This window comes from Chelatococcus sp. YT9, assembly GCF_018398315.1.
Taxonomy (GTDB): domain Bacteria; phylum Pseudomonadota; class Alphaproteobacteria; order Rhizobiales; family Beijerinckiaceae; genus Chelatococcus.
The window spans coordinates 630,006-654,541 of sequence record NZ_JAHBRW010000001.1 but is presented as its reverse complement, the minus strand read 5'-3'; the positions used below and the strand labels follow the sequence as shown (position 1 = coordinate 654,541).

At 61.5% G+C, this 24,536-nt stretch carries 26 protein-coding genes and 1 tRNA gene; 18 read left to right on the top strand and 9 right to left on the bottom strand.

Annotated features, from left to right (window positions below; genetic code table 11):
* Nucleotides 1-90 precede the first annotated feature (90 nt).
* The 4 genes from KIO76_RS02925 to KIO76_RS02910 all read right to left on the bottom strand — a co-directional run bounded on the left by KIO76_RS02925 (nt 91) and on the right by KIO76_RS02910 (nt 2,333).
* Nucleotides 91-600, bottom strand: a complete 510-nt coding sequence (locus tag KIO76_RS02925; protein ID WP_213321381.1) for a DUF2147 domain-containing protein — start codon at nt 598-600, stop codon at nt 91-93.
* On the bottom strand, nt 600-1,061 hold the full coding sequence (locus tag KIO76_RS02920) for a DUF2147 domain-containing protein (protein WP_213321380.1): 462 nt from the start codon (nt 1,059-1,061) through the stop codon (nt 600-602). The genes KIO76_RS02925 and KIO76_RS02920 overlap by 1 nt, the downstream gene beginning before the upstream one ends.
* A 209-nt stretch (nt 1,062-1,270) precedes the next feature.
* Complete coding sequence (locus KIO76_RS31710; protein ID WP_502761871.1) at nt 1,271-1,474, bottom strand: Kazal-type serine protease inhibitor family protein; 204 nt, start codon at nt 1,472-1,474, stop codon at nt 1,271-1,273.
* A gap of 292 nt (nt 1,475-1,766) precedes the next feature.
* Complete coding sequence (locus KIO76_RS02910; protein WP_213321378.1) at nt 1,767-2,333, bottom strand: helix-turn-helix transcriptional regulator; 567 nt, start codon at nt 2,331-2,333, stop codon at nt 1,767-1,769.
* Nucleotides 2,334-2,490: 157 nt separating this feature from the next.
* Here KIO76_RS02910 and KIO76_RS02905 point away from each other — a divergent pair, with 157 nt between their 5' ends.
* The 6 genes from KIO76_RS02905 to KIO76_RS02880 all read left to right on the top strand — a co-directional run bounded on the left by KIO76_RS02905 (nt 2,491) and on the right by KIO76_RS02880 (nt 7,145).
* On the top strand, nt 2,491-3,849 hold the full coding sequence (locus tag KIO76_RS02905; RefSeq protein WP_213321377.1) for a DUF3137 domain-containing protein: 1,359 nt from the start codon (nt 2,491-2,493) through the stop codon (nt 3,847-3,849).
* Nucleotides 3,850-3,865: 16 nt separating this feature from the next.
* Nucleotides 3,866-4,435 carry a LemA family protein gene (locus KIO76_RS02900; protein ID WP_213321376.1) on the top strand — a complete coding sequence of 190 codons (570 nt, stop codon included), beginning with the start codon at nt 3,866-3,868 and terminating at the stop codon, nt 4,433-4,435.
* A 62-nt stretch (nt 4,436-4,497) separates the two neighbouring features.
* Nucleotides 4,498-5,502 carry a hypothetical protein gene (locus KIO76_RS02895; protein WP_213321375.1) on the top strand — a complete coding sequence of 335 codons (1,005 nt, stop codon included), beginning with the start codon at nt 4,498-4,500 and terminating at the stop codon, nt 5,500-5,502.
* Between the two features lie 74 nt (nt 5,503-5,576).
* The gene (locus tag KIO76_RS02890) at nt 5,577-6,044 is read left to right on the top strand and encodes a hypothetical protein (protein WP_213321374.1); all 468 of its coding nucleotides are present in this window, start codon (nt 5,577-5,579) and stop codon (nt 6,042-6,044) included.
* Between the two features lie 200 nt (nt 6,045-6,244).
* Entirely contained in the window at nt 6,245-6,832 is a 588-nt protein-coding gene (locus KIO76_RS02885; protein WP_213321373.1) for a helix-turn-helix transcriptional regulator, read from the top strand.
* Nucleotides 6,833-6,839: 7 nt separating this feature from the next.
* Nucleotides 6,840-7,145, top strand: coding sequence for a hypothetical protein (locus KIO76_RS02880; protein ID WP_213321372.1), 306 nt, complete (start codon nt 6,840-6,842; stop codon nt 7,143-7,145).
* 193 nt (nt 7,146-7,338) lie between these two features.
* On the opposite strand, the gene KIO76_RS02875 is transcribed toward KIO76_RS02880, so the two are convergent.
* Nucleotides 7,339-7,593: a conjugal transfer protein TraD gene (locus KIO76_RS02875; protein ID WP_213321371.1), complete on the bottom strand. Its 255-nt coding sequence runs from the start codon at nt 7,591-7,593 to the stop codon at nt 7,339-7,341.
* Between the two features lies 1 nt (nt 7,594).
* Nucleotides 7,595-7,921, bottom strand: a complete 327-nt coding sequence (locus KIO76_RS02870; protein WP_213324979.1) for a conjugal transfer protein TraD — start codon at nt 7,919-7,921, stop codon at nt 7,595-7,597.
* A 181-nt stretch (nt 7,922-8,102) separates the two neighbouring features.
* Between KIO76_RS02870 and traA the strand changes: the two genes are divergently transcribed.
* From traA to KIO76_RS02840, 6 genes are all read left to right on the top strand, one after another.
* On the top strand, nt 8,103-11,099 hold the full coding sequence (traA, locus tag KIO76_RS02865; RefSeq protein ID WP_213321370.1) for a Ti-type conjugative transfer relaxase TraA: 2,997 nt from the start codon (nt 8,103-8,105) through the stop codon (nt 11,097-11,099).
* Nucleotides 11,100-11,229: 130 nt separating this feature from the next.
* Nucleotides 11,230-11,445, top strand: a complete 216-nt coding sequence (locus KIO76_RS02860; RefSeq protein WP_213321369.1) for a helix-turn-helix transcriptional regulator — start codon at nt 11,230-11,232, stop codon at nt 11,443-11,445.
* A complete protein-coding gene (locus KIO76_RS02855) occupies nt 11,435-11,662 on the top strand; it encodes a hypothetical protein (protein WP_213321368.1) in 228 nt (75 codons plus the stop codon). Before KIO76_RS02860 ends, KIO76_RS02855 begins: the two co-directional genes overlap by 11 nt.
* A gap of 93 nt (nt 11,663-11,755) precedes the next feature.
* Nucleotides 11,756-12,175: a putative toxin-antitoxin system toxin component, PIN family gene (locus KIO76_RS02850; RefSeq protein WP_213321367.1), complete on the top strand. Its 420-nt coding sequence runs from the start codon at nt 11,756-11,758 to the stop codon at nt 12,173-12,175.
* Nucleotides 12,172-12,432 (top strand): toxin-antitoxin system HicB family antitoxin, encoded by a 261-nt coding sequence (locus tag KIO76_RS02845; RefSeq protein ID WP_213321366.1) that lies wholly within the window; start codon nt 12,172-12,174, stop codon nt 12,430-12,432. Before KIO76_RS02850 ends, KIO76_RS02845 begins: the two co-directional genes overlap by 4 nt.
* Before the next feature lie 15 nt (nt 12,433-12,447).
* Nucleotides 12,448-14,073, top strand: a complete 1,626-nt coding sequence (locus KIO76_RS02840; protein WP_213324978.1) for a recombinase family protein — start codon at nt 12,448-12,450, stop codon at nt 14,071-14,073.
* Here the strand turns inward: KIO76_RS02840 and KIO76_RS02835 are convergent.
* Nucleotides 14,030-14,106 (bottom strand) — tRNA-Met (locus KIO76_RS02835). The two genes, KIO76_RS02840 and KIO76_RS02835, sit on opposite strands and share 44 nt — an antisense overlap.
* A 461-nt stretch (nt 14,107-14,567) precedes the next feature.
* Here KIO76_RS02835 and KIO76_RS02830 point away from each other — a divergent pair.
* From KIO76_RS02830 to KIO76_RS02805, 6 genes are all read left to right on the top strand, one after another.
* Nucleotides 14,568-16,250: a hydantoinase B/oxoprolinase family protein gene (locus KIO76_RS02830; RefSeq protein WP_213321365.1), complete on the top strand. Its 1,683-nt coding sequence runs from the start codon at nt 14,568-14,570 to the stop codon at nt 16,248-16,250.
* Between the two features lie 5 nt (nt 16,251-16,255).
* Nucleotides 16,256-18,367 carry a hydantoinase/oxoprolinase family protein gene (locus KIO76_RS02825; protein ID WP_213321364.1) on the top strand — a complete coding sequence of 704 codons (2,112 nt, stop codon included), beginning with the start codon at nt 16,256-16,258 and terminating at the stop codon, nt 18,365-18,367.
* A 45-nt stretch (nt 18,368-18,412) separates the two neighbouring features.
* Nucleotides 18,413-19,951, top strand: a complete 1,539-nt coding sequence (locus KIO76_RS02820; protein ID WP_213321363.1) for an ABC transporter substrate-binding protein — start codon at nt 18,413-18,415, stop codon at nt 19,949-19,951.
* 109 nt (nt 19,952-20,060) lie between these two features.
* Nucleotides 20,061-20,978: an ABC transporter permease gene (locus tag KIO76_RS02815; protein WP_213321362.1), complete on the top strand. Its 918-nt coding sequence runs from the start codon at nt 20,061-20,063 to the stop codon at nt 20,976-20,978.
* Nucleotides 20,975-21,871, top strand: a complete 897-nt coding sequence (locus tag KIO76_RS02810; protein ID WP_213321361.1) for an ABC transporter permease — start codon at nt 20,975-20,977, stop codon at nt 21,869-21,871. The genes KIO76_RS02815 and KIO76_RS02810 overlap by 4 nt, the downstream gene beginning before the upstream one ends.
* Nucleotides 21,872-21,970: 99 nt before the next feature.
* Nucleotides 21,971-22,984: a dipeptidase gene (locus tag KIO76_RS02805; protein ID WP_213321360.1), complete on the top strand. Its 1,014-nt coding sequence runs from the start codon at nt 21,971-21,973 to the stop codon at nt 22,982-22,984.
* On the opposite strand, the gene KIO76_RS02800 is transcribed toward KIO76_RS02805, so the two are convergent.
* Nucleotides 22,959-23,972, bottom strand: coding sequence for a LysR family transcriptional regulator (locus KIO76_RS02800; RefSeq protein WP_213321359.1), 1,014 nt, complete (start codon nt 23,970-23,972; stop codon nt 22,959-22,961). The genes KIO76_RS02805 and KIO76_RS02800 overlap by 26 nt on opposite strands.
* 116 nt (nt 23,973-24,088) lie before the next feature.
* Complete coding sequence (locus tag KIO76_RS02795; protein ID WP_213321358.1) at nt 24,089-24,532, bottom strand: acetyltransferase; 444 nt, start codon at nt 24,530-24,532, stop codon at nt 24,089-24,091.
* Nucleotides 24,533-24,536 lie beyond the last annotated feature (4 nt).

The window sequence follows — 24,536 nt, the reverse complement described above, 5'->3', positions numbered from 1 at the left end:
AGCCGGCGATCGCGGCAGCCGTATGCCGGCGGCCTATCATGGCGCCCAGGCGATCGATCAACTGCAATCCACGTATCATCCCCCGTATCATCAAGGTGTCCTCTGCAGGCGCATGTCGGGCTGGCGGATGGCCGGACGCGGCATTGGTTTGCGTATCTCGTCCCTGATCGCAGGAGCGAGTTGCGGCGGCCGCCGCAGCTGTCGCCGCCACGTTTCCGTCCTACATCGAGGCCTCCTGTGGTCGGGACCGATGCAACTCGTCAGTTCGAGGCCCCCGCCGCCGATCCTGACGGAAACATGGCTGACCCTCGGTCCGTCATCATATACATAGCTCTGGCCCTGATAGCCGCCTGTCCCGGACGGGCGAACTTGCAACGCCAGTTTTCCGTTGTCCGGTCCGGTACGGTAGTGTCCTAGATACTCGGTCCCGGACTTCGAGACCTGCACGATCTGGTCTTCGACATCGATCCATTCTCCGCTGATCGACTGGGCCGACGCGGGAACGGAGAGCGCCCAGAATGCCAGGCCAGCCGTCGCCGCGACGACGCCAGGGCGCCAGAGGGTATCGGGACGATCGACCGGGGTCAGCCCGCGTGTCATCAGGGTGTCCTTTGCAAACGAATGTCAGGCTGCCGAATGACCGGTCGCGGCATTGGTTTGCGTATCTCGTCCCTGATCGCGGGGGCGAGCTGCGGTGGCCGTTGCAATGCTCGCCGCCACGTCTCGACGGTCAGGCAGGCATAGCCGTCGTCAAAGCTGGTGCAAGCCACAAGATTGAGTTGACCCGACCGGATGTTGGCCTTGACGTCCATCGGTCCTGTGCCGCCCTGGTGGTTGAACAGCTTGCCTGAATATTGGCCAGGCGCGGTGCTCAGGACAGCCATGGCCATTTTCCCAGAGTTGGGACCGGAGGTGAAGGTGCCGACATACCGTCCGTTGGAGGAAGATACGCGTACCGTGTTGTCCCTGCTAGTAAGCCAGTCGCCGGTGATCGTCTGCGCCGGCGCCGATGCAACGCCCGCAAACAAGAGTGCAAGAACAATTGCGGGTCGGGCAATCATGCGCGCCTCCAATGTTCGTCCCTCCAGTGTTCGTCGACCTCAGCCTGGCAGCGTCGCAACCGTTCCGCATCGTTCAAATGAAGGATGATCGGCAGAAAGGGAGGCCGGAGCGGTTCGAACCCGGCTCTGTCTCGCGGGGCCAGGCCAATGCACGCGCCACACTTCTCGGAAATCGTCCTTTTTCCGTCACGCGAAATGTTTGTCGCGCGTCATTCCTCGAAACCCTTCAGACGTTTGTAGCCCGGCCTCGGTTTCAGAGGCCCCCTTCTGCCTATGACGCTGAATGTCGGTTTGCATTCGCCATTATTGATGATGGTGGCGCCGGCATTGCTGGCCACACATGAATTGCTGTAGGTCTTCGGAAGGAGATTATCGATCTGGCCGCAAACCGGCCTGTAATTCATGGTGCACATGACTTGACTGGACGCAGGACCTTGACTGGGCGCAGGACCCTGCGCGCCGGAGCCTGGCGCGGGACCACCTTCAGGCTCGACCACAACGCATCCGGCCAGCATTGCGATGGCAGCACCAGTCATCCACAGTCGTATTGCGGTCGATCGCATGATGCACCTCGATTTCCATCCATTGGCATAACCGGGACTATGCGTTCATTTGAGTGGCACTGCCTCCTTCGATTGAAGGAGATGATCGAGCTTCGCCACACGCTCCAGATGCGTTTGATGAGAAGTGGCCTGGCACGGCGTTTCAACGATCTGGTAGCAACAGCCCGTTGACCAGCGCGGCAAGCTGGCTCTGTCGATGGCAGCCGGTCTTGCGAAATACTTTCGACAGATGGGTACGGACCGTGGTCACGTTGATCCCGAAGTGCCGAGCGATCTCGAACACCGAATGGCCGTTGCCGATGCACGAAGCGACCTGAGCCTCGCGTCTGCTGAGACGGTAGTGATCGAACAGCGCCGATACATCCTCATCCGTCGTCGCCACCACGGCAGCCTGTTCGATCCTGACGATGGCCTTGCGTTCGGTCGTGCGGCGGCCGGCGGGCACGACGACGACCCTTAGCGGCACCGAACCCTCCTTCGACGGAAGGGTCAGCTTGCCGCCCCGACCGGGTGTGCCGTCGATACGAAAACAGACGTCTGCGACCAGTCGGCGGATAGCGCGCGTCGTCATCGTATCCACGGCCGCGAGATACCCGTCAATCTCGAAGAGTTGTGAACGTTCCGCGATCAATCTGGCGGCGGCCGCGTTGCGGGACAGGATCAGCAGATCCTGCGAAACTTCGAAGCGCGCCCTTTGCCGCGACCCCATAACCTCTCTCTTCGATGCCACAGCTTTTGCGTCGGAAGCCGGATTGCATCGTTTCAGAGAAACAGTCGCACCAAATCCTTCAAATGAACGATGCGGTGCTGCCGTCCTCGTTCGTATCTTTACCGTTCGATCGTCAGCCGATGCCTGGACGGAAAGTATGGCGGAACACAGGAACGAGCAGCCCGACACGGACTCACCGAATGCGAGGATATCCGCGGTCGAACGACAACGTTTTCTGCGCCGGGTGCTGAATGCGGTGCATTTGGGGCCGCTGATCTTTCTCGGGGTCGGCGCGGTGATGACACTGTCGATGGTGATGACCTCGACGGGCAGCTTCCCCACCGCCGGGTTCGTCTTCTTCGCCATCCTGTCGGTGATCATGAGCCTGGCGCCGTTTGCGATCGTCGGCGCGATAGGCTTCTTCGTCTACAAGAGCTTTCGCCAGAAGGCTTCGCGGGGAGTGGCGGAGAATATCACTGCCGAGGATCGCGCCTTTGGACGGACGCTGGCTTCCGATGAGGCCCGCGCGGCTGCGCTTGCCACACCTGAAATCCGGGAGGCACTGGGAGAACTTGAGACGGTTCGAAAGACGATCGCCGAGGAAATCACCAAGAGGCGCCGGCTGTACGTGCCGGTGGGCATCGCGCTTGGCATTCTCGGGGCGGTGGCGGTCTGGTATGGCGGTAGGGGAGGCGCTGGTTCGGTCCTTATTCCGATGGCGGTGGTCTTCTTTTTTGGCCCGATCGGCGCCCGTATGCTGGCGGATCGCCTGCCGGCAGCGAACCGCTATGCTGGCGATTTCAAGAAGACGGTACTGCCGAAGCTCCTGTCGCGCTTCGGCGATTTCGAGTACCTGCCTTCGGCTCCGCCTCCGATGCTCGATCGCCTGGCCGAGACAGGGCTTCTGCCGGCGCACGAGCCAGATCAGCGCCGTTCCGACGACACCATCGCGGGGTTGCATCATGGGCGCAGCCTGCGGATCGACGACCTGGAACTGAAGGGCTGGCGCCGGAAGCCGAAAGGCGGGAAATCGCTAGAGACCGTGTTCCGGGGTCTGCTCGTGGAGATCGAGGCCGATACGCCCTTTGCAGGCACCACCGTCGTACTCCAGAACCTTCCAACCGTCGACGCTGGCCAACCGCGCAAGGCGGGCCTGCGCCGGATCGGCCTTGAAGACCCGCTCTTCGATGAAACCTACATCGTCCACGGTGATGACGAGGTGTCCGCGCGCGCGCTTCTGACGCCTGCGACGATGGAACGGCTTCTTGTTCTGGTTGACGGCCAGATGTTCCTGACGCCGGGCGTTTTTGCCGAAGGCGACCGTCTGTTTGTCACGTTCCCATACCTGAGCAACGTGATGAATTTCTTCGAGCCGCACGATCTGGCGCGCAACGACGCCGAGGCCCAGCTCGCCTACCAGCTCGGCGATCTCGCCAATGTGTTCTCGCTTGTCGACAAAATACTGGAGACGCAGACGCTGCGCTTCGGGTCGAGACGCGCGCAACCCGCAAAATGACGAAAGGTGCCCGGATATGACGACGATGCTCATCATCCTTGCTGCCCTGGCGGCAGTTCTCTACGGCTGGTATGCGGTCATCGTGGCCCGCCGCAACAAGGTTGGTGAGGCGCTGGGCGGCATCGATGCACAGTTGCAGCAGCGCCATGATCTGATCCCGAACGTGCTGGCGATCGCCAAGCGCTTCCTCGATCACGAGAAAGGCCTTCTCAACGAACTGACCGAATTGCGCGCACGGGCAATGCCGCAGGTCGGCGAGCGCGATTTCGCCAAGATCGCAGAGAAGTTTCGCACGGAAGGCCAGATCAGCACGGATCTGGCGCGCATATTCGCTCTTGCGGAGAACTATCCCGAGCTCACTTCGAGCGGCCCGATGATCGAGGCGCAGCAGGCCTATCGCGATGTCGAGAACAACATTGCTGCCGCGCGCAGGTTCTATAACAGCGCGGTCAACGGCCTACGCACGATCGTCGAGATTTTCCCGGGCGGCATGCTCGCTGGGATCGCGGGTGTGACCACACTACCTCCGTTCTACGAAGCATCGGAAGGCGCCGCGGTGCCAGTCGACGCGGCGAAGCATCTCTAGAGCATTTTGCAGTCAGGTGGTTACACCTGGCGCCCGCACAAATGCGGAAAGGAGTATCCGTGATGCCTGACTCATCCGCATTGGCGGGCCGCCGCGATCACGGCTGGAATTGCGTATGCGGCGGCGTGGTCGTCCTTGCCCTGATCGCGACCACGCCGACGGTTGCACAGACGACGGATGTCGAAAAGGCCGCTACTGCCTACGTCACCGCCAATGGCTTCGTTGCGCACGATCCCGGCGCTGTGATGGCTTCCCTTGACAGCCTGTTTGGCCCTGACGAGGGCATGACCCGCCAGGACACCGACGTATCCGCCGTCGAGAAGTCCCTGCTGTTGCTGGAAGCGCAGGAACCGCCGCTTGGACGGGTCCGCTATATGCTTCGATACGGCGAGGTCGAACTTGGCGAAACCACGCTCTCGGTGGTCGACGTCCGGCGCTACAATCTCGGTCCGGCCATTCGAGAGGAGACCATCGAGGCATATGGCGCCGGGAACACGGCGGAGCCGGAGACCTTCGGCGTCGGGCCGCATGTCGGGTGGCGCATCGCTTTCCAGCCGGGCTCGAAGGCCGCAGCCATGGTCGTCGCGGCAGGCAGGCGTGAAATCCCCGATGCGGAGGCTGCCGGCGACGACTGTCGCGCGCGCCGGTGCCTCGATCTGGACCTTCTCGATAACCATGCGGAATGGGTGCAACTTGCTGAGCCTGTCAGAGAACCCTCGACCGGCTATCCTGCCGTCTCGCCGACCCCGTTCGGCGACGAACAGGTCGAAGACCAGACGCCGGCCTATGTCGCCCTGCAACTGGCAATGGCAGCCGGCATCGCGAACGAAGACGGCGACGGCGGCCTCCCCTGGGACGTGGAGCAGCGACAGGGACCGGCAACGGACGAGCCGTTGTTCGTCGTCGTCATCGACCGGAATCTCGGGCAGGAGACAATGACCGACGCCGCGCTCGGAATTCCCAAACTCGGCAAGGAAAGCGAAGAACGCTGGGTGCGACGCTTCGGTGATGTCTCATATCAGACCTATCAGATCTCCAACGGCCCGCTGCGTCGGCGGATCGAATAGGTCTTTCCTGGCGCAGGATGTGGCGATCGAAGACAAGGCGCGATGTACCGTTGAAACCTGAGAGGATAAATCCGATGACCCGTTCGGCCGACCCGAGGCCCGATAGCCGTTTCTCCATCGCACTAGCTGTGATCGTCATGAGTTCGGCAACCACGGGCCTGCCGCTCCTGCTGATGTCGCCGGCCGAGGCGGCGACGACTTGCATCAAGATGCCATGCGGAGGCACCGCGAAGAGCATATCCGGCAGTACCGATGGATTCCCTGCCGAAGAGCCAGATTTTTCGGGCAGCTTTCGTGTCAAATACAGCCCTATCATGTGTGTGAAAGCCCCATGCCCGCCCGGTAGCTACTCGATACGCGCGAGCGCCCCCGGCGAGTTCAATGCGCGCGTGGGACGCGTTGTCCTGCGTGCTGCGAACGGAGAAACCGAGATATTTCACGGTCGTTACATCGGCGACCGGGGGCTTTCCGTGGCAGGCGACGTCTGGATTGACGGCCACATTGCCTATGTTGCAGTAAGGCGCACGATCGACAACGATTGAGCGCGGGCGCGCTTCTCCAACAATTCGATCTGCGATCCATCGCGAACGCCGGTGCCGACGGCATGCGACAGCCGCGAAGGAATTCGTCCGGACAGTTATCATTTGGTGACTGTCCGGACGAATTCCTTCGCACATACTCGCACCGTTATCCACTGCTGTACCTTGGGACGGGGCACAGCCGCTAGACGAAAGGGCGGCAGGTGAATCTGGAAAAAAGACTCGAACGAACCGACTTTCCCGGTTCAGTGGTATCGATAGTAAAGTCAACAGATACGACCGAAATTGAAACGGCAGTGGTCGTTGATCATGTCTTGCATGTGGTCGCAATGGGTGTGGCGCCGGAAGTCGAGTGTACCGGTGTCTATATAGCCTGTGACCGGTTCACGACCGGCAGCGCCTATTGGGACTCTCGCATTCGCCAGCTTATAGCCGCCGGATCTCCTGCCGAGATGTACCTTCCACATGTCGATGGGGAACCGGCGATTTCGATCCTGCCCATAACCTCGACGGAGGATGCTGATTACCAGCGTAATGCAATAATCGTCATTCGTAGATCGAGGGAGCCGCAGGACCAGATCGACGTCATTCGTGAAGCATGCGGCCTGACGACGACCGAGACGGAAGTCTTACGCTACATCTACAAGGGCCTGAACACGGTTGGCGTTGCCCGCGCCCTTGGTATCGCCAACTCCACGGCGCGAACGCACCTTCACCACATCTTCGACAAGACATCCACATCACGTCAAAGCGAATTGGTGTATTTCGTGGCAAACTATCCAAAAGGTTGAGCGGTGGGTGACCGACGACATGATGAGCCTGCGTGCGCTTGTGAAGAAGGGCGCGAACCAGGGAGCTTCTACAATAGAGGAGAACGTTGCGCTATCGAGCACGGTTCATCAAAATAACCCAAGCGCTCTGACGGGCAGGGGGGCAATGTCCGAAGATGCAACTCTGATCGACCGCATCTACGAGGCCGCATTCGTGCCAGAGGAATGGCAGGCGGTGTTTGATGAACTGTCTTCCAAATCGGGATCGGCGGCAGGCCAATTGTTGGTGTTCAGCACTGTGTGGAGTGCACCCTGCTTACACGGACGCACCTAATCGACCTGTTCCGGCAGACTTCGGGATTGGCTTCAGACAAGGCTTGAACCTGACTGCTATCGCTATGCCGGATTTCGCGCCATCATCAGCTTGCCTGGCGCTCCTGGGGAGAGGCGGCTTGATTCGCGCGATGGCGGGCAGCGCTGCGATATGTGGGGTCTCCGCGCCGCCCGCCATCGGGTCATGCTTGATCCTACTGCCGTTGAGTTCTGTCATGGGCGCCTGCTGGCCCTTCCGCTGCAAACGCCTCTTTCCCCTTTTCGACCCACAGTTTCCGTGCCCGTTCCCCGTCCTCGCTGTTGAGCTTGTCGGCCATCCAGAGCAGCGCGCCGTAGATCATGGCGCGGTCGTCATTGGTCAGGTCCACGACGCCCGCCTTGACGACGAGGCCGCCGAGTTCGATCAGATGCCGCGTGCGCTTGCGGCGTTCGACCTGCCAGCTTCGCATATCATGCCGCGCCCGTTGCGCCTGATGCCGGTTGCGCGCTGCCCGGTTGCGTTGGAGCGCCGCCAGTGTTGCGATCAGGCGCTGATGCAGTTCGCCGCGACCGACCATGAAAGAACGCAGCACCGCGCTTGGCCCACGCCTCCCTCTTAGCGGCATCTTTGGTTTCGGCCAGCGCGACCAGCGCGCCCGCCAGTTCCTCGGCGGTGAGGTTGTCCGCCCCGGTGGCGATGACCAGTTCGCCGAGTTGCTGCACCTTGCGGGTTTTGAGTTCCCGTGTCTTGTTTTCAAGCGCTTTCAGTTCCGCGTCATAGTCTCTCGGTTTCCGCATTCTCATGCCCTTTCCCGGTGGCAAGTGGTTGATGCAGTAAGGATAGTTGTGCTGGCTGCTGAACGCAGTAATGTTGCCGGGACGGTCTGGCACGGGCCGGTCCATCCCGAGATTTTTTCGAGGGAGGGCGCGCTTATACGTCGTTCCGACGTGCGCTTGGCCGTGCCAATGCTTGATCGCGATGGCGATCTATCATCTTCACGTCAAGGTCATTGGCCGCAAGGCCGGGTCGAGTGCGGTGGCATCCGCCGCCTACCGCTCGGCCTCGCGACTGCGTGACGAACGCATCGACCGCGTGCAGGACTTTTCCGCCAAGCGCGGCGTCGTCCACTCCGAGGTGCTGTTGCCCGAGAACGCACCTGAGGCATGGAGCGACCGCGAACGGCTCTGGAACGATGTGGAGGCGTTCGAGGTACGCAAGGACGCCCAGCTTGCCCGCGAGGTGGAGTTCGCCATTCCGCGCGAGATGACGCAGGCGCAGGGCATCGAGCTTGCCCGAGACTTCGCGCAGGCCGAATTTGTCGATCAGGGCATGATCGCCGATCTGAATGTGCATTGGGATTTTGCAGAGGACGGAAGCCCCAAGCCCCATGCCCATGTCATGCTCACCATGCGCAGCGTGGACGAGAACGGTTTCGGCCCGAAGGTGCGGGATTGGAACCGCACCGAGATGGTGGAGCGGTGGCGCGAACGCTGGGCCGAGCATGTCAACGAGCGGCTTGCCGAACTCGACATAGACGCCCGCATCGACCATCGCAGCCTTGAGGCGCAGGGCATCGGGCTTGAGCCGCAAAGCCAGATCGGCGCACCGGCGCAGCGCATCGAGGGAGAAGGGATCGAGGCCGCAGACCGCGCCGACATGCACCGCGAGATCGCCCGCAACAATGGCGCGCGCATCATCGCCGATCCATCGGTAGCGCTGGACGCGATCACGCATCAGCAATCGACCTTCACGCGCCGGGACATGGCGATGTTCGCGCACCGGCACAGTGACGGCATCGAGCAGTTCAACGAGGTCATGGGCGCGATGCGCGGTGCGCCCGATCTGGTCGAGCTTGGGCAGGACGGACGCGGCGAGGATCGGTTCACCACCCGCGACATGATCGAGGCCGAACAGCGCCTGCACCGCGCTGCGGAATTGATGGCGGAGCGCGAGCGCCATGAGGTGAACGAAGCCGATAGAGAGGCAGCACTTGCCCGCGCAGAACAGCGCGGCTTTGTCCTGTCCAGCGAGCAGGCCGAGGCGCTGGCGCATGTCACGGACGGGCGCAACCTTGGCATTGTCGTCGGCTATGCCGGGACCGGAAAGAGCGCCATGCTAGGCGTCGCGCGCGAGGCATGGGAGGCAGCGGGCTACGAGGTTCGCGGCGTTGCCCTGTCCGGCATCGCGGCGGAAAATCTGGAAAGCGGATCGGGTATTGCATCGCGCACCATCGCCAGCATGGAACATGGCTGGAAACAAGGCCGCGAGATGCTGACCAGCCGCGACGTTCTTGTCATCGACGAGGCGGGCATGGTCGGCACGCGGCAGATGGAGCGCGTGCTCTCCCATGCGCAAGAAGCGGGCGCAAAGGTCGTGCTGGTCGGCGATCCGCAGCAATTACAATCCATTGAGGCGGGCGCGGCTTTCCGCTCGATCCATGAGCGTCATGGCGGCGCGGAGATCGGCGAGGTTCGCCGCCAGCGCGAGGACTGGCAGCGGGATGCAACGCGCGATCTTGCGACCGGCAGGACGCGAGATGCGATCCACGCCTATGACGCGCACGACATGGTGCATGAAGCACAGACCCGCGAGCAGGCGCGTGACGATCTGATCGACAGATGGGACCGTGACCGGCAGGCGGCACCGGACAGCAGCCGCATCATCCTCACCCATACCAATGCCGAGGTGCGCGAACTCAACGAGGCAGCGCGCGACCGGATGCGGGCGGCTGGCGATCTTGGAGAGGATGTGCGCGTGACAGTCGAGCGCGGCGAACGCAGCTTTGCCGCCGGGGATCGCGTGATGTTCCTGCAAAACGAGCGCGGGCTTGGCGTGAAGAACGGAACGCTCGGCACCATCGAGGTAGTCAGTGCGCAGAGCATGACGGTGCGCACCGATGACGGGCGCGACATCTCGTTTGACCTGAAAGACTACGACCGCATCGACCACGGTTATGCCGCGACCATCCACAAGGCCCAAGGCATGACGGTGGACCGGACGCATGTGCTGGCAACGCCGGGCATGGACGCCCACGGCAGCTATGTCGCCCTGTCGCGCCACCGTGACGGCATGGACCTGCATTACGGCAGCGACGATTTTTCGAGTCAGGACAAGCTCATCGACACCCTGTCGCGCGACCGCGCCAAGGACATGGCGACCGACTACGAACAGCAGATCGACCCGGCGCAGGACTATGCCGAGCGGCGCGGCATCAGTTTCCGCGCCCGTGTCGCCCAGATCATGCGCAGAATCGTACCGGAGAATGTCCGCGACAGCATCGAGAACATCATCGATGGTTTGCGGTCCCCCGGCGATGGCGTGCCGGGCTCCAGGGCCGGAGCCGGGCCGGAAAGGGAGGCTGTCGGGAAGGACGCGGGCCGCGAAGCCACGTCAGCTGAGCAGGACGCGGAGAAGGCGTTGCGCCGTGCCCGTGGGCGGGCATTTGTTCGTCATGCCCGTGCCGTCGATGCGATCTTCAGGGCGCAAGAGCGGGATATCGCCGCCACACCCGAGCAGGTGCAGGAGTTGCACGAGGCCCGTGCCGGGTTCGATGAACTTCGCCCGCACGGTTCCCATGATGCGGAAGCTGTCTACAAGAGAAACCCCGACTTTGCTGCCGATGTCGCCTCCGGCAATGCAGAGCGGGCTATGCCTGCACGGCATGCCCTGCAACAGGAAACCGAGATGCGGCAGAACCCCGAACTGCGCGCCGATCGTTTCGTGGAGCGGTTCCGGGACCTCAAGCAGACCAGCGAGCAACACTATGCGGCGGGGAATTATTCTGGCCACAGGGCGGCACGGGCTGAACTGGGCAATATGGTTGATGGCCTGCAACGCGACCCCCAACTCGAATCCCTGCTTGCCAGCCGCAAGCGTGAACTCGGCATCTCATTCGACTCAGGGATGGGCGTCGGGCGTGACATTGCCCTCGGTCTAGGCTTGGGCAGAGGCCGGGGGCTGGACATCGGCATGTAGAACCATCCTATTTTCCGCCGATTGTACGCTATAGCCCTACCGCGCCTAAATATCTGTTGCGCAACGGTAATTCATTCTCCTGTCTGGTCTCTGCAATCGTCAGAAACAGCCAGAAGGAGGCAAGGCAGCCATGCGTCAACCAGACCGCATCATCCGATTTGACACTGTCCGCGACCGGACGGGCCTGTCCCGGTCCACCATCTATCGCAAGATCGCCGAGGGCACCTTTCCAGCCCAACTCAAGATCAGCACCAATGGCGCGGGATGGCGGGAATCCGATATCGACCGCTGGGTTGCCGATCCTGCCAGGTGGCGACCGGAGGAAGAGGCCGGTGATGGTCGGTGATGGAAAGCGCTTGGGCGGAGAGAAACCCGCCAATGACAATCGTACTCCGCGCGGACAGGAAACCGTGAGCGAAAGCGATATATCCGGGCGGCTGAATACGGTGGTGTTGTCCATTGCCCGGCTGATCGGCAGACGGATGGCACGCGAGGACCATGAGAAAGCCGTCCATGCCGCCAATGACAATGCGCCCCCCGAAGCAGGTGACAATGACGGATGATGCTATGACCCGTATCGCTACGGGACATCTCGCATGACTGGGTGCGGTAAGTACAATGTTGACATCTTATGGGATGTCTATAAATTATCCTCTATGAGACTGGTTCTGGACACCAATGTGATCGTGGCGGCCTTTCGCAGTCGCAATGGAGCGAGCAACCAGCTTTTGCGGTTCGTCGACCGGGGCATCCTGACGCCTCTTTGTTCGACGGCCCTGTTTCTGGAATATGAGGCGGTGCTGAGCCGGGAGGAAATCCGGAAGGCGACAGGCCACAGCCTGGAGGATGTTGCGGCGGTCATGAGCGCGCTGGCCGCCGTGTCCGTGGGCGTTGATATTTCGTTCCGAACGCGGCCCATGCTGTCCGACGCCGCAGACGAGATGGTGCTTGAGGCGGCCCTGAACGGAGAGGCCGAGGCCGTCGTAACACATAACGTCAAGGATTTCCGCCCCGCCCTCAAGCTGGGCGTGACCGTCGCAACACCGGGAGAGATCGTTAGGAGACTGAACACATGACACAGGCCCAACGTTACAAATATCCACTGCAACTGCCGCAGTCACTAAAGGAAACGGCGGCACGTCTTGCACAGGAGGATGGTGTATCGCTCAATCAATGGATCATCTCAGCCGTGGCGCAGAAGATCGGAGCCATAGAGACGGCTGACGATTTCTTGAAAGCGCGTGCCGGTACGGCGAAGCGCGGCGACCTGACGAAGCTTCTGGACCGCGCGCCGGATGTGCCGCCGACGCCGGAGGATGCCGTCAAAAACTGACCGAAAGGAACTGCCATGACCCGCGCTGTGCTTTATGCCCGCTATTCCTCCGATAATCAGCGGGAGGCCTCGATAGAGGATCAATTGCGGCTGTGCCGTGAGCGTGCGGAGCGTGAAGGCTGGCAGATCGTGGAAAACTATACCGACGCCGCAGTTTCCGGCGCGAGCATGATCCTTCGACCGGGGATAAAGACGCTTCTCGTAGATGCTCAGGATGCGCGCTTCGACGTGGTTCTGGCCGAAGCACTCGACAGGCTGTCCCGCGATCAGGAAGACATCGCGGCACTGTTCAAACGGCTTCGCTTCGCTGGCGTTCGCATCGTTACCCTCTCGGAGGGAACGGTCGACGAGCTGCATGTCGGCCTAAAAGGCACTATGAACGCTCTCTTCCTGCGTGACCTCGCTGCCAAGATAAGGCGCGGCCAGTCCGGCCGCGTCATCAACGGATACTCCGCCGGAGGCCTGTCCTACGGATATCGTGTGGTCAAGAAGCTCGACGAGCGAGGGGAGCCCATCAGAGGCCTTCGTCAAGTGGACGAAGAGCAGGCCGATGTCATTCTCCGTATCTTCCAGGAATTTGCTTCGGGGCGTTCTGCCCGGACTATCGCTGCCGGCTTGAACCGCGACGGTATTCCCTCACCATTCGGTCGAGAATGGGGAGCCTCGACAATCAATGGCAATCTCAAGCGTCGCAGCGGCATACTCTACAACGAGGCCTATATCGGACTCCTGGTCTTCAATCGCATTCAGATGGTCAAGGACCCGCAGACCGGTAAGCGCGTCTCCCGCCCGAACCCGCCGGAACAATGGCAGGTGGTGGAGGCATCCCATCTTCGCATTGTCAGCGACGAATTGTGGAACGCCGCCCAGGCACGAAAGAAGCTCTATGGTGGAACCCGGCTTCATAAACGTCGAAGGCCGAAGCACATGTTCTCCGGTCTTGTGCGATGCGGTTGCTGTGGCGCTACCTACACCATCAAGTCGCAGGATCAACTCGCCTGCACAGCGCATAGGGAACGGGGAACTTGCACGAACAACCGCACTGTCCGTGTGCCCGACCTCGAACGCCGTGTGCTTGAAGGCATCAAGCAGCGGCTACTCGCTCCCGATGCGATTGCTGAATTCCTCGTTGAGTATCATGCCGAAAGGAAGCGCCTCAATACGAGAATGCGGCATGACCGGCAGCAGATCGGTAAACGGCTTGCCAATCTCGAAAGGCAAATTGCGAATATCATCGACGCTATAGCCGATGGTGTTGCAACGACAGGCATGAAGTCGCGACTAATCGAGATGGAGGCGGAAAAGGAGCGCCTTGCCTCCGATCTGGCTGCGATTTTGGATGCCAGCGATGTCGTGGAATTGCATCCGGCTTCGATTGAGGTTTATCGCCGTAGGATCGCCGAATTGCAGGAGGCGCTGCACTCCAACGAAGATGATCGCAGGGAAGCGGTTAATGCCATTCGGTCGCTTGTTACAAGCATCGAAGTCATGCCGCGCGAAGGGCGTGGGAAATTTGACCTCACCGTCAACGGCGCACTGGCAGAACTGCTCAATCTGCCTCGCCGAAAACCAGGCGAGCTGCCAAACACTGCAATGGTGGTAGCGGAGGAGGGACTCGAACCCCCGACACGCGGATTATGATTCCGCTGCTCTAACCAGCTGAGCTACTCCGCCAAAGCGATGCAACCGCATCGACGCGGATGCGATATAAGGAAGGGGCGGGGTAGCTGTCAATTGCTTGGTTGGGGAAAAGTTGGACAGGCCGGGCGGCGGGTGCGCAGAGATGGCTCCAATGGCACCGCATGGCATACCCTCGTCCGGGTATCGGTGTGCCGTGCCCTATCGTTTCAATCCGCTGGTTTGCCTTGGTGCGACCTGGTGGCGCCCAAAGATTATGCGGGTCGGTTCCGCAAGGCTAAAAATATCCTCGTGTAGTGGCAGTCATTTAGCGGTGTTCGGGTCGACGCGCCGGCCGGCAGGCCGCGGGAATGCCCAAAAACCCGCCGATATGCGCATGCGGCTTAGTCATCGCATTTTCTGATATCGAATGCCTCGATTTATAATTGGACGCTTTTTCTTGATCGATCCACAGTTGAGCCGGACGGAAGCTACCGGATCTTGCTGCGGATTGATCAATGGCCTATGCTCAAACACATGATGTTGAAGTAGTCAGTGATGAACGCGAGGCGATTGATCCCGTTCATCTGCAAATTCTCTGGAATAGATTGATTTCGATCATGGATGAGGCTGACGTTGCGCTTCTCCATTCGGCATTTTCTACTATTGTTGCAGACTCTAGGGATTATGCGGTTATTCTGCTGGACCGGCAGGCACGTTCGATTGCGCAGGCCCAGATCTGTGTTCCAGCCTTCACTTGTTCGCTGCCAAGTGCAGCACGGACCATGCTGCAGCAGTTCCCGGCTGAGACACTGAAGCCAGGTGACGTGCTCTTCACCAATGACCCGTGGATCTGTCACGGTCATCTCCCCGACTTCTACGTCATCAAGCCGATTTTCCATCGCGGCGAGATCGTGGCCTATTACGCGGCGGCGGCCCATGTCTCCGACGTCGGCGGACGGATGGATGAGCTCATAGCCCGCGATGTCTATGAGGAGGGAATCCGGCTTCCGCCTTGCAAGATCTACGAAGCTGGCAAACCCAACCAGCCTATTATGAACGTCATCGCGGCCAACACCCGCCACCCGCGACTGGTGCTGGGCGACCTCGGCGCGATGACCGGAGCGGCGACGGTTGTCGAGGAGCGGATCGGTCAGTTCATCGCCGACTATGGTGTGAAGGCGCTCGACGGTGTGGCTGAGCAGATCCTGTCACGCTCCGCGCAGGCCATGCATGATGCCATCACCGCATTGCCGGATGGCGACTACCCCTACGAGATTGAATGCGACGGCTTCCGCAAGCCGACGCGGATCAAGCTCAATCTCCAGGTGCGCGGCGACGCCATGATCCTGGACTACACCGGGTCGGATGATCAGCGCGCCGATGCTTCCATCAATTGCGTGCTGAATGTCACTCACGCGCATTCCATGTTCGCGGTGAAATGCGCGCTCGTTCCGACAGTCCCCAACAATGAAGGCTTGTTCGGGCCTGTGACGACGCTAGCCCCGGAGGGCTCAATCCTGAATGCCCGTTTCCCGGCGCCGGTGCGAGCCCGATCGATGACAAGCTTCCACCTGCACAACGCCATCTTCGGCGCGCTCAGGCCCTTCGTGCCGGACCGTGTGCAGGCCGGTTCGGGCTCCTTCTGGTGGATGACGTGCTCTGGGCGGGATGCCGCGAACGAACCCTTCTCGGTACATGTGCTGCCTAATGGCGGGACTGGCGCGGTGCGGGGCAAGGACGGCTTCCCCACCATGGCCTTTCCCGGCAATGGCAGCCTCACGCCGATCGAGATCATTGAAAATCGCGCGCCGCTCGTCGTCACCGAACGCTCGATGGCGACGGATTCGGGTGGTGCGGGCGAGTTCCGCGGCGGGCTCGGGCAGGTGATCCGCGTTCGCACCCTGCGGGGCCCGGCCAATCTCACCCTGCGCCCGGACAAGGTCGTCTTCCCGCCGCCGGGCCTCGATGGCGGATTGCCGGGCGGCAAGGGGGAGTTCCTCATCGATGGCGAACAGGCGCCTTTCGAGCCCTTCACGCTGCAGGAAGGGCAGGAGTTGACGCTGAAACTGCCCGGCGGCGGAGGCTATGGCGACCCGAGCCGCCGCGATCCTACGGTGCTCGCCGCAGATATCCGCAAGGGCTTCGTCAGCCGGGAGAAGGCGGAAGAGCTTTATGGCGTGGTTCCGGAGGCTGAGTGAACACCATGACCAAGACATTACGCCTCGGATTTGATATCGGCGGCACATTCACGGACTTCGTTCTGCTTGATCCCACAACCGGTCACCAGAGCATCGCGAAATGCCTCACGACCCCGCACGACCCGGCGGAAGGTGTGCGGCAGGGGCTCTCCGAGCTCTTCGGCAATGCGGATGTCGACGCCGATGCCCTGGACATCGCGGTTCACGCCACAACCTTGATCACTAATGCGCTCATTGAGCGGCGCGGAGCGCGGACAGCACTTATCGCGACGGCCGGCTTCCGCGACACCGTCGAGATGGCCACCGAGCTTCGCTACGACAACTATGACGTACAGATGGACATGCCGACGCCTCTGGCGGACCGGGATCTGCGCTTCGACGTGACAGAGCGGCTGGACCGCGACGGCAACGTGCTGGTGCCCTTGGACGAGGACGCCGTGCGCGCTTTGGCGAAGACGCTTGCCGCCGAAAAGGTCGAGGCTGTCGCCATCGTTTACCTCCATGCCTTCCGGAATCCCGCGCATGAGCGCCGTACGGCGGAGATCCTCCAGCAGGAATTGCCGGATCTGCTGATTAGCTGCTCCAGCACGGTTTCCCCGGAAATCCGCGAATATGAACGCAGCACGACGACGCTGGCGAACGCCTATGTGCAGCCGATCGTCGGCCATTACCTCGATGCGACGACGGAAACGTTACGCGAGCGAGGCTACGAGCGGCCGCTGCACATCATGGTGTCATCGGGCGGTGTCTCCAGCGCCGAGACGGTCAAGCAATTGCCGATCCGCATGCTGGAATCCGGCCCGACGGCCGGTGTGCTGGCTGCCATCGAATATGGCCGGCGCATGGGTATGCCCAATCTCGTAACCTTCGACATGGGCGGCACGACTGCCAAGATTGGTCTCGTCATCAATCATGAAGCCAAGAAGTCCAATGTATTCGAGGTGGGGCGGGTCTCGCGCTTCCAGAAGGGCAGCGGCTTGCCCATCCGCATTCCGGTCGTGGAACTGATCGAGATCGGCGCCGGTGGCGGCAGCATCGCGCAGGTGGACGGGCTTGGCCTTCTGGCGGTCGGCCCCCGCAGCGCCGGCTCCGCACCCGGGCCCGCATGCTACGGGCGTGGTGGCAAGGCGCCGACAGTGACGGATGCCAATCTGGTTCTCGGTTATCTCAATCCGGACAACTTCCTGGGTGGCGATATGAAGCTCGATGCCAGTGCGGCGTGGGGCGCTGTGGAGGTCGGATTGAGCCGGCCTCTCGGCATGAGCGTTGAGCGCTGCGCCGAAGGTGTGTTCCGCGTCGTCAACGAGAATATGCTTGCGGCCTGTAAGGTGCACATCGCCGAGCGCGGCGAGGATCCGCGCAATTTCTATCTGTTCTCATTTGGCGGGGCGGGCCCCGTCCATGCCTACGAGCTCGCGCGGGCCCTCGGCATGAAGGGTGTGGTGGTGCCACCAGGTGCTGGCGCTGCCTCTGCTTATGGGCTCGTCGCCAGTCCGGTTGCCTTCGACCTCGCCCGCTCGCATGTCACGAGCCTGGACAGAGCCGATTGGTCACGCGTGGTGGCTGTTTACGAAGACATGCGTCAGGAGGGCACCGCCATCCTCGCGGAAGCGGGCATTGGCGATCATGATACCCCCGTCATCCGCCGCTTCATGGATCTGCGCCATCTCGGCCAGGGGCGGGAAGTTGCCGTTGAAATCAATGAGGCCATGTTCGCAGCGGGCGATCTCGAGGGCATAGCCCAGGCGTTCTATGCAGCGCACCGCCTGCGCTACGGGCATGCTCATGACCATTTGCCTGTCGAGCTCATCACCTGTCGGATGACCATCTCGGGACCGCCCGTCCGCCATGCCGGCGGTCCTGAGACCCCCTGCGTCACGCTGGTGGGAACGCCCGAGATGAAGGGCAAACGCGCGGTGTTCTTCCCCGAACTCGGCCGCTATGCGGAGACGGCAATTTACGACCGCAGCCAGCTCATGCCCGGCTCGAGCTTTACGGGGCCGGCGGTGATCGAGGAACGGGAATGCACGATCGTGGCTGGCCCTTCCGCGTCGGTACGCATTGATCCGCACGGAGCAATTTTCCTCGACCTCAAGGAGGCGAGAGGAGCGAGCTGACGCTGCGTCAGGCACCAACGGCAAAGAAGCAAAAGGGGAACAGGCATGAAGATAAACAGGCGTACCTTCAATGCGGCGCTTGCCGGCCAGGCGTTGATCGCAGGCATCCTCGGGCGTGGCTCGTCTGCCATGGCCCTGACAGCGGGAACCTTGACGATAGCACAAGGCTTCGATCCCGTTTCGCTGTGGCCGAACTTCTCGACGACGCAGGAGCAGATCAATGTTGGCAGCGCAATCGTCGAGTCGTTGTTCTGGGTTGACCCCAAGACTGGCAAGACTGAGCCTGTGCTTGGCGAGAGCTATGAGCTGGTTGATCCAAAGACCGTCAAAATCGTTCTTCGGAAAGGCGTGAAATATACAAACGGTGAAGAGTTCAACGCCGACGCAGTGGTTAATACGTTCAAGATCTTCACCGATGTGAAGGTGACACCGGCTTACGGCCGCTATGCTGCACCCATCGACCGCGCGGAGAAGACGGATGACCACACCGTTACGCTCTACCTGAAGCATCCTTATCCCGCATTGCATCTCATTCTCAGCCAGATCTACATCGTGCCGCCGAAATACTGGGCCGAGGTGGGTGGAGCAGAGGGTTTTGGAAAGAAGCCGATCGGCACCGGCCCTTATGTCCTGACGGAATGGGTGCGTGACAATCGCATCGTTATGGACGCCAATGCGAACTACTGGGGCAAGGTGCCGGCAGGCATAAAAAAGCTCGTCTGGCGCCCCGTCCCCGACGACACGGCCCGGACCAACGGTCTGCTCGCTGGCGAGTTCGACATCGCGACCAACATCCCGATATCGGCCGCGGCTCAAATTAAGGCGCAGAAGGGGCTGCGTGTCGTTTCGGTGCCGAGCTACCGCATTTTCACGATCGGGCTCTCGAACCTGCCGGAGCATCCCGGCCCGCTGCATGACAAACGCGTGCGTCAGGCCCTGAACTATGCGATCGACAAGCAGGCTATCCTTGACAGCCTTCTCCAAGGCGAGGGGCGTCTCCTTAGTGGTCAGTTGCTCCGAAAGGAGCAGCTTGGCTTTGACCCCGCGATCAAGGACTATCCCTTTGATCCCGAAAAGGCGAAGGCGTTGCTCGCCGAGGCTGGTTTCCCCAACGGGCTGACGATTACGTTCAAGTTTCCAACGGGTCGCTATGCCCAGGATCGCGAAGTTGCGGAGGCGGTCGCGGGCATGCTCGCCGAGGTCGGCGTGAAAGCCGAGATGGTCTCGCTGGAGGCCGGCGAGTTCTTGCGGCAATTGAGTGCGCGCGAGCTCGCACCGATGGGCTTCGTTGGCCTTGCTCCCGCGGATGATCCCGACCTGCAATGGGCCCAGTATCGCTCGGATTGGCGCTATTCTTATCTCACGCATCCGGAAATCGACAAATTGATCGATGCCGGCGCGAGAGAAGTGGATGCCAACAAGCGCGCTGAAATCTACAAGAAGGCCGCTCAGATCATGCATGACGAGGCTTCGGTGCTGTTCCTCTACCAGGCGGTGGACCTTTATGGGGTAACTGACCGGGTGAAGGACTTCCTGCCGCGTGGCGATCAGCGCTGGGCTCTCTACGGCATGTCAATGTCGTGATCGATGCTGACTACCCTGTCCCGGCGTGTCTCGGGACGGGGCCGTCATCCCGGCCCAGGCCTGTCATTTCAGGCCGGACGCCTTTTAGGCCTCGTGACATGAGGGCGCCATGCTCGGCTATGTGATCAGACGAATCCTCTACACACTGCCGTCGCTCTTCTGCATCCTCTTGGCGTGTTTTCTGCTGACGCGCTTGAGCGGCGATCCGGTCGAACTATTTTTGCCGATCGATGCTTCTGAGGAAGCGCGGCAGGCATTTCGCGAGCAGAACGGGCTCGACAGGCCGGTCGTGGAGCAGTTTTTCGTTTTCACCGAACGCGCGGTGCGTGGTGATTTTGGGAACTCGCTGCGGTTTCAGGAACCTGCAGTCGATCTCTTGATCGAGCGCCTTCCGGCGACGCTTGAATTGGCTTTGGCGACGCTCGCGCTTTCGGTTGTCATCGGAATTCCCGCTGGTATTGCTTCGGCTTACTTCCGCAATTCGCCGCTGGACTTCACGGTACGGGGAGTGACGGCTTTCGGTCAGGCGGTGCCGACCTTCTACTGGGGCATCCTGTCGATCATCATCTTCTCCGTTTGGCTGCGTTGGCTGCCTAGTACGGGCAGCGGCACGATCTGGCATCTGATCCTGCCTGCGACGACCTTAGCCTCGACCATGCTGGCGCTGGTGACACGTGTCATGCGTTCGACGCTGCTTGAGACGATCCGCCAGGATTATGTCCGCACGGCACGCGCAAAGGGTCTGACGGAAATGGCCGTGCTCGTGCATCACGCCGTTCGCAACGCGTTGATCCCGGTCGTAACTGTCGTCGCGCTGCAATTCGGCGTGCTGATGGGAGGCGTCATTGTGACCGAGACCGTCTTCGCATGGCCCGGTGTGGGCCGGCTCGCCATTCAGGCCATCTATGCCCGCGACTATCCCGTAGTCCAGGCTGTCGTGTTCTTCTTCGCGGTGATCTTCGTGCTGTCCAATCTGGCGGCCGATCTTCTCCATGCCGTCCTTGATCCACGCGTGAGGCTGAGATGAGCGCTGTGACACTCACCGTCGGACGCGCGCGCAATCCCAAGCTCGTCGCACTCGGACGCCAGCTCCGCTCGCCGGTTGCACTGATCAGCTTGCTGTTCCTCGCCGTCGTTCTGGTCTGTGCCCTGTTCCCGAGCCTGATCGCGCCATTCGATCCTTATCAGCAGAGCATCATCCGGCGGCTGCGTCCCCCGTCCTTTCTGAGCGGTCAGGGCAGCAACTGGCTAGGCACGGACCAGCTTGGCCGCGATATCCTCTCGCGCATCATCTACGGTACGCGTGTAACCCTGGCGATTTCGCTGGCAGCGGTGATCATCGCCTGCGTCATAGGCACCCTGATGGGCCTGATCGCCGGCTATGCCGGAGGATGGGTGGACGCGCTGGTGCTGCGCGCCATCGATGCGCAATTGTCGTTCCCCGTTATCCTCCTCGTCATCGCCGTCACGGCCGCCATTGGAGCCTCGGTGCCGGTGCTGATCCTGCTGATGGGCATATCCGCCTGGCCTCAGATCGCCCGTATCGTGCGCGCGGATGTCATTTCCGTGCGCGAGCTCGAATATGTGGAGGCCGCGCGCGCCATAGGCGCCCCGCCGCTGCGCATCATCCTGAGGCACATCGCACCGAATGTCCTGTCCGCCTTGATCGTCGTTGCGACCTACGAGCTCTCGCGCATGATCCTCATCGAGGCGACGCTCAGCTTTCTCGGGCTCGGCGTGCAACCCCCCACGCCGACCTGGGGCGGTATGATCAGCGAAGGTCAGAAGTACGTGCAGACGGCCTGGGCGAGTTCAGTATTCCCCGGGGCTGCAATTACCTTCACCATCCTTGCCATCAACATGTTGGGCGATGCCTTGCGCGACGCGCTCGACCCCCGGCTGGCGAACGAGCAGACATGATGTCCTGCTTCTAGTTCCAATGGCTGTGCTGGGCGTGTTCAGACAGCCCGGCCGGCCAAATCCCTGAACAATTGTTGAGAAAGCCTCATGGAGGAAACGATGACGCATGCCAATAAGCCGACCGGCCCCCTGATCATAGACGGCCTCAACTGCGCGGCGGTGACGCGAGAGCAGATGCAGCGCACGCTCGCGGGCGGGGTTTCGGCCATCAACCTCACGGCCACGCGTCCCCAGGCCGGGCTTCACGATTCCCTCCTGCAGCTGGAAGAGTTACGCAACACGGTCGCCGCCATGCCGGACGTTGCCACCATTGTGACCACCGCGGGCGAGATCGAGGCGGCTCACGCGGCGGGTGTCGTCGGCATCATCATCGGCTCGCAGAACTCCCTGATGGTGGAGAGCGACGTCGCCTTGCTCGGCACCTTCAAGCGCCTCGGCATGCGCATCATGCAGCCGACATACAACGAGCGGAACGCCTTCGGCTACGGCGCTTCCTTCGTCAACGACGGTGATCGGGGGATCACCGAGGCTGGCCGCGCTTGGCTCGATGCGATGGAAGCAAATGGCATCATCGTCGATCTCTCCCATTCGGGGCTCACTACCAGCGCCGGCTATATCGCTGCCGCGAAGCGCCCTCTGGTATTCAGCCACGCAAATGCCTACGCGCTGCACCCGAGCCCGCGCAACAAAACGGATGAACTGATCCGCGCCGTGGCGGAAAAGGGCGGCTTGACCGGCGCCGTGGCGTGGCCGCCGCTGCTGCGCTTCGACAGAAGGCCGACAGTCGAGGACGTGGTCGACCACTTCATGCATCTCATCAAGGTCGCTGGCGTTGAACATGTCGGCTTCGGTGGCGATATCCCGGAAGGTTTCCCAGCCAATCCCGCCGGATGGGCCAAGATGTGGGGCCAGCATGGCATCTATCCGAACGTCACCGGCCCCATGGGGGATTGGTACACCTACGAGAATCGCGCCACGGACGGGATCGACACCATGAGCAAGGTCGGCGCCATGTTCGATCGCCTGAAGGCGAGGGGGGTTGCCGAGAGCGACGTCGAAAAGATCATGTCGGGCAACTGGCTGCGCATTATGCGGGATGTTTGGGGCGAATAATCGCGGCATCGCCGGCGAGACGCTTGGCTGCCCTGCGCGCGGGCGCGACCACCTTCTTGGGGCGTCCGCGTGCCCGCTCTGCAATAACCGGCACACCAAATCCTCGCTGGCCCAATGCCGTGATCTCATCGGCAAGCATGGAATGGAAAGTTTTTCCTGCTTCGGAGAGGGGCCGGTTGGCGCAGACGGACATGATCCGAAAAACCGGCGCATCGGGTAGAAGCTTCATTGCGACCAGATCCCGGTCTGAGTCGGCTGAGACGATGAGACCTGGAAGGATCGAACACCAATCGGAGTTTATCAGCACCTTGATCGCAGCGGATAAGGAAGTGATCTCGATTGTCTGGCGGGGCTCGCAACTGTTGTCAGCGAGGTAGCGATCCACGACCTTGCGCCAGCGGCTCCAGCTCGACGACATCACGAGCTTGACGCGGGTGAGTTGGCCGGGCAGGTCCACAATCGGCAGGTCGGCCTCGCGGCTGCGGCAATAAGCGAGATACGCCGGGCTTTCCAGGAGAACCGTTGGGTTCTCGGCGAGATCGGTCTCCGGCATCACCACGAAGGAGAACTCGCCGCGCTTCACCCGCTCGGCCAGGGAGTGGTTTTCATCCTCGATGATGGTCAACGAGACGTTGGGATAGACGCTTACGAAGCTATCGAGCGCAGCCGGCACCACATGCCGGGCGATCCACGGCGTGACGCCTACCCTGAGCTCGCCTTCTTCGCCGCGAAAGCGCTGCAGATCGCGGAGCGCGTCGGCGTGGGAACGCAGCAGGTCCACGCAATGCCTGTAGTAGGCTTCACCCGCCGGAGTCGGCACCACGCGTTTTCCGCGACGGTGGAACAGGCGAACCTTCAGGCTCTCTTCCATGCGATGAATGTGCTGGGATACGCCCGACTGTGTCGCATTCTCGCGCCGGGCGGCCGCCGAGAAGGAAGCTTCCTCAAAGGCTGCCACGAACAACCGGAATTCCTTCAGTCGGCACATGCCACACTCCCGCGCGTTGCCGTCGCCGAACACAAGACCCTTGCTGTCGCGGCGATGGGAAACATGCAGGCTCATTCATGGAAGGGCGGGCTGTCAACTCAGTCGTGCCCAGCCCACTATCGCCGCAAGTGCAGGAGAGGATAGGGACGGCCGTCATGGTCGCGGGACGAACGGCCCGTCTCGACAAAGCCTAGCCGTTGGTAGAAGAGCCGACCGCCCTCGTTTTGCTCGTTGACGTCAACCGTCAGAGTTGACCGGCTGCGCGCCGCCCATTCCACCAGGGTCCGGCCGCCGCCCTGACCGTGATGGTCGGGATGCACGAACAGGCTGTCGATGTGACTGCCGTTCAGTCCGAGGAAGCCGAACGCCCGTCCGGTATCGTCCTCGATGACGGCAAGCTTGGCTGCGGGTAGATAGTGGTTGCGCACCATATCCGCGATGGCTGCCAGATCGCGCGGCGCTAGAAAATGGTGCGTCGCGCGCACAGCGGCCTCCCAGATCGAGAAGAGCCGCTGCGCGTCATCGGGCGTTGACAGCCGGATCTGAGGCCGGATCAACATGGGT

Bases quoted from the DNA above. Each gene is read 5' to 3' on its own strand.
- KIO76_RS02925 (WP_213321381.1), bottom strand. From the start codon at position 600: ATGACACGCGGGCTGACCCCGGTCGATCGTCCCGATACCCTCTGGCGC.
- KIO76_RS02920 (WP_213321380.1), bottom strand. From the start codon at position 1,061: ATGATTGCCCGACCCGCAATTGTTCTTGCACTCTTGTTTGCGGGCGTT.
- KIO76_RS31710 (WP_502761871.1), bottom strand. From the start codon at position 1,474: ATGTGCACCATGAATTACAGGCCGGTTTGCGGCCAGATCGATAATCTC.
- KIO76_RS02910 (WP_213321378.1), bottom strand. From the start codon at position 2,333: ATGGGGTCGCGGCAAAGGGCGCGCTTCGAAGTTTCGCAGGATCTGCTG.
- KIO76_RS02905 (WP_213321377.1), top strand. From the start codon at position 2,491: ATGGCGGAACACAGGAACGAGCAGCCCGACACGGACTCACCGAATGCG.
- KIO76_RS02900 (WP_213321376.1), top strand. From the start codon at position 3,866: ATGACGACGATGCTCATCATCCTTGCTGCCCTGGCGGCAGTTCTCTAC.
- KIO76_RS02895 (WP_213321375.1), top strand. From the start codon at position 4,498: ATGCCTGACTCATCCGCATTGGCGGGCCGCCGCGATCACGGCTGGAAT.
- KIO76_RS02890 (WP_213321374.1), top strand. From the start codon at position 5,577: ATGACCCGTTCGGCCGACCCGAGGCCCGATAGCCGTTTCTCCATCGCA.
- KIO76_RS02875 (WP_213321371.1), bottom strand. From the start codon at position 7,593: ATGCGAAGCTGGCAGGTCGAACGCCGCAAGCGCACGCGGCATCTGATC.
- KIO76_RS02870 (WP_213324979.1), bottom strand. From the start codon at position 7,921: ATGCGGAAACCGAGAGACTATGACGCGGAACTGAAAGCGCTTGAAAAC.
- traA (WP_213321370.1), top strand. From the start codon at position 8,103: ATGGCGATCTATCATCTTCACGTCAAGGTCATTGGCCGCAAGGCCGGG.
- KIO76_RS02860 (WP_213321369.1), top strand. From the start codon at position 11,230: ATGCGTCAACCAGACCGCATCATCCGATTTGACACTGTCCGCGACCGG.
- KIO76_RS02855 (WP_213321368.1), top strand. From the start codon at position 11,435: ATGGTCGGTGATGGAAAGCGCTTGGGCGGAGAGAAACCCGCCAATGAC.
- KIO76_RS02850 (WP_213321367.1), top strand. From the start codon at position 11,756: ATGAGACTGGTTCTGGACACCAATGTGATCGTGGCGGCCTTTCGCAGT.
- KIO76_RS02845 (WP_213321366.1), top strand. From the start codon at position 12,172: ATGACACAGGCCCAACGTTACAAATATCCACTGCAACTGCCGCAGTCA.
- KIO76_RS02840 (WP_213324978.1), top strand. From the start codon at position 12,448: ATGACCCGCGCTGTGCTTTATGCCCGCTATTCCTCCGATAATCAGCGG.
- KIO76_RS02830 (WP_213321365.1), top strand. From the start codon at position 14,568: ATGGCCTATGCTCAAACACATGATGTTGAAGTAGTCAGTGATGAACGC.
- KIO76_RS02825 (WP_213321364.1), top strand. From the start codon at position 16,256: ATGACCAAGACATTACGCCTCGGATTTGATATCGGCGGCACATTCACG.
- KIO76_RS02820 (WP_213321363.1), top strand. From the start codon at position 18,413: ATGAAGATAAACAGGCGTACCTTCAATGCGGCGCTTGCCGGCCAGGCG.
- KIO76_RS02815 (WP_213321362.1), top strand. From the start codon at position 20,061: ATGCTCGGCTATGTGATCAGACGAATCCTCTACACACTGCCGTCGCTC.
- KIO76_RS02810 (WP_213321361.1), top strand. From the start codon at position 20,975: ATGAGCGCTGTGACACTCACCGTCGGACGCGCGCGCAATCCCAAGCTC.
- KIO76_RS02805 (WP_213321360.1), top strand. From the start codon at position 21,971: ATGACGCATGCCAATAAGCCGACCGGCCCCCTGATCATAGACGGCCTC.
- KIO76_RS02800 (WP_213321359.1), bottom strand. From the start codon at position 23,972: ATGTGCCGACTGAAGGAATTCCGGTTGTTCGTGGCAGCCTTTGAGGAA.
- KIO76_RS02795 (WP_213321358.1), bottom strand. From the start codon at position 24,532: ATGTTGATCCGGCCTCAGATCCGGCTGTCAACGCCCGATGACGCGCAG.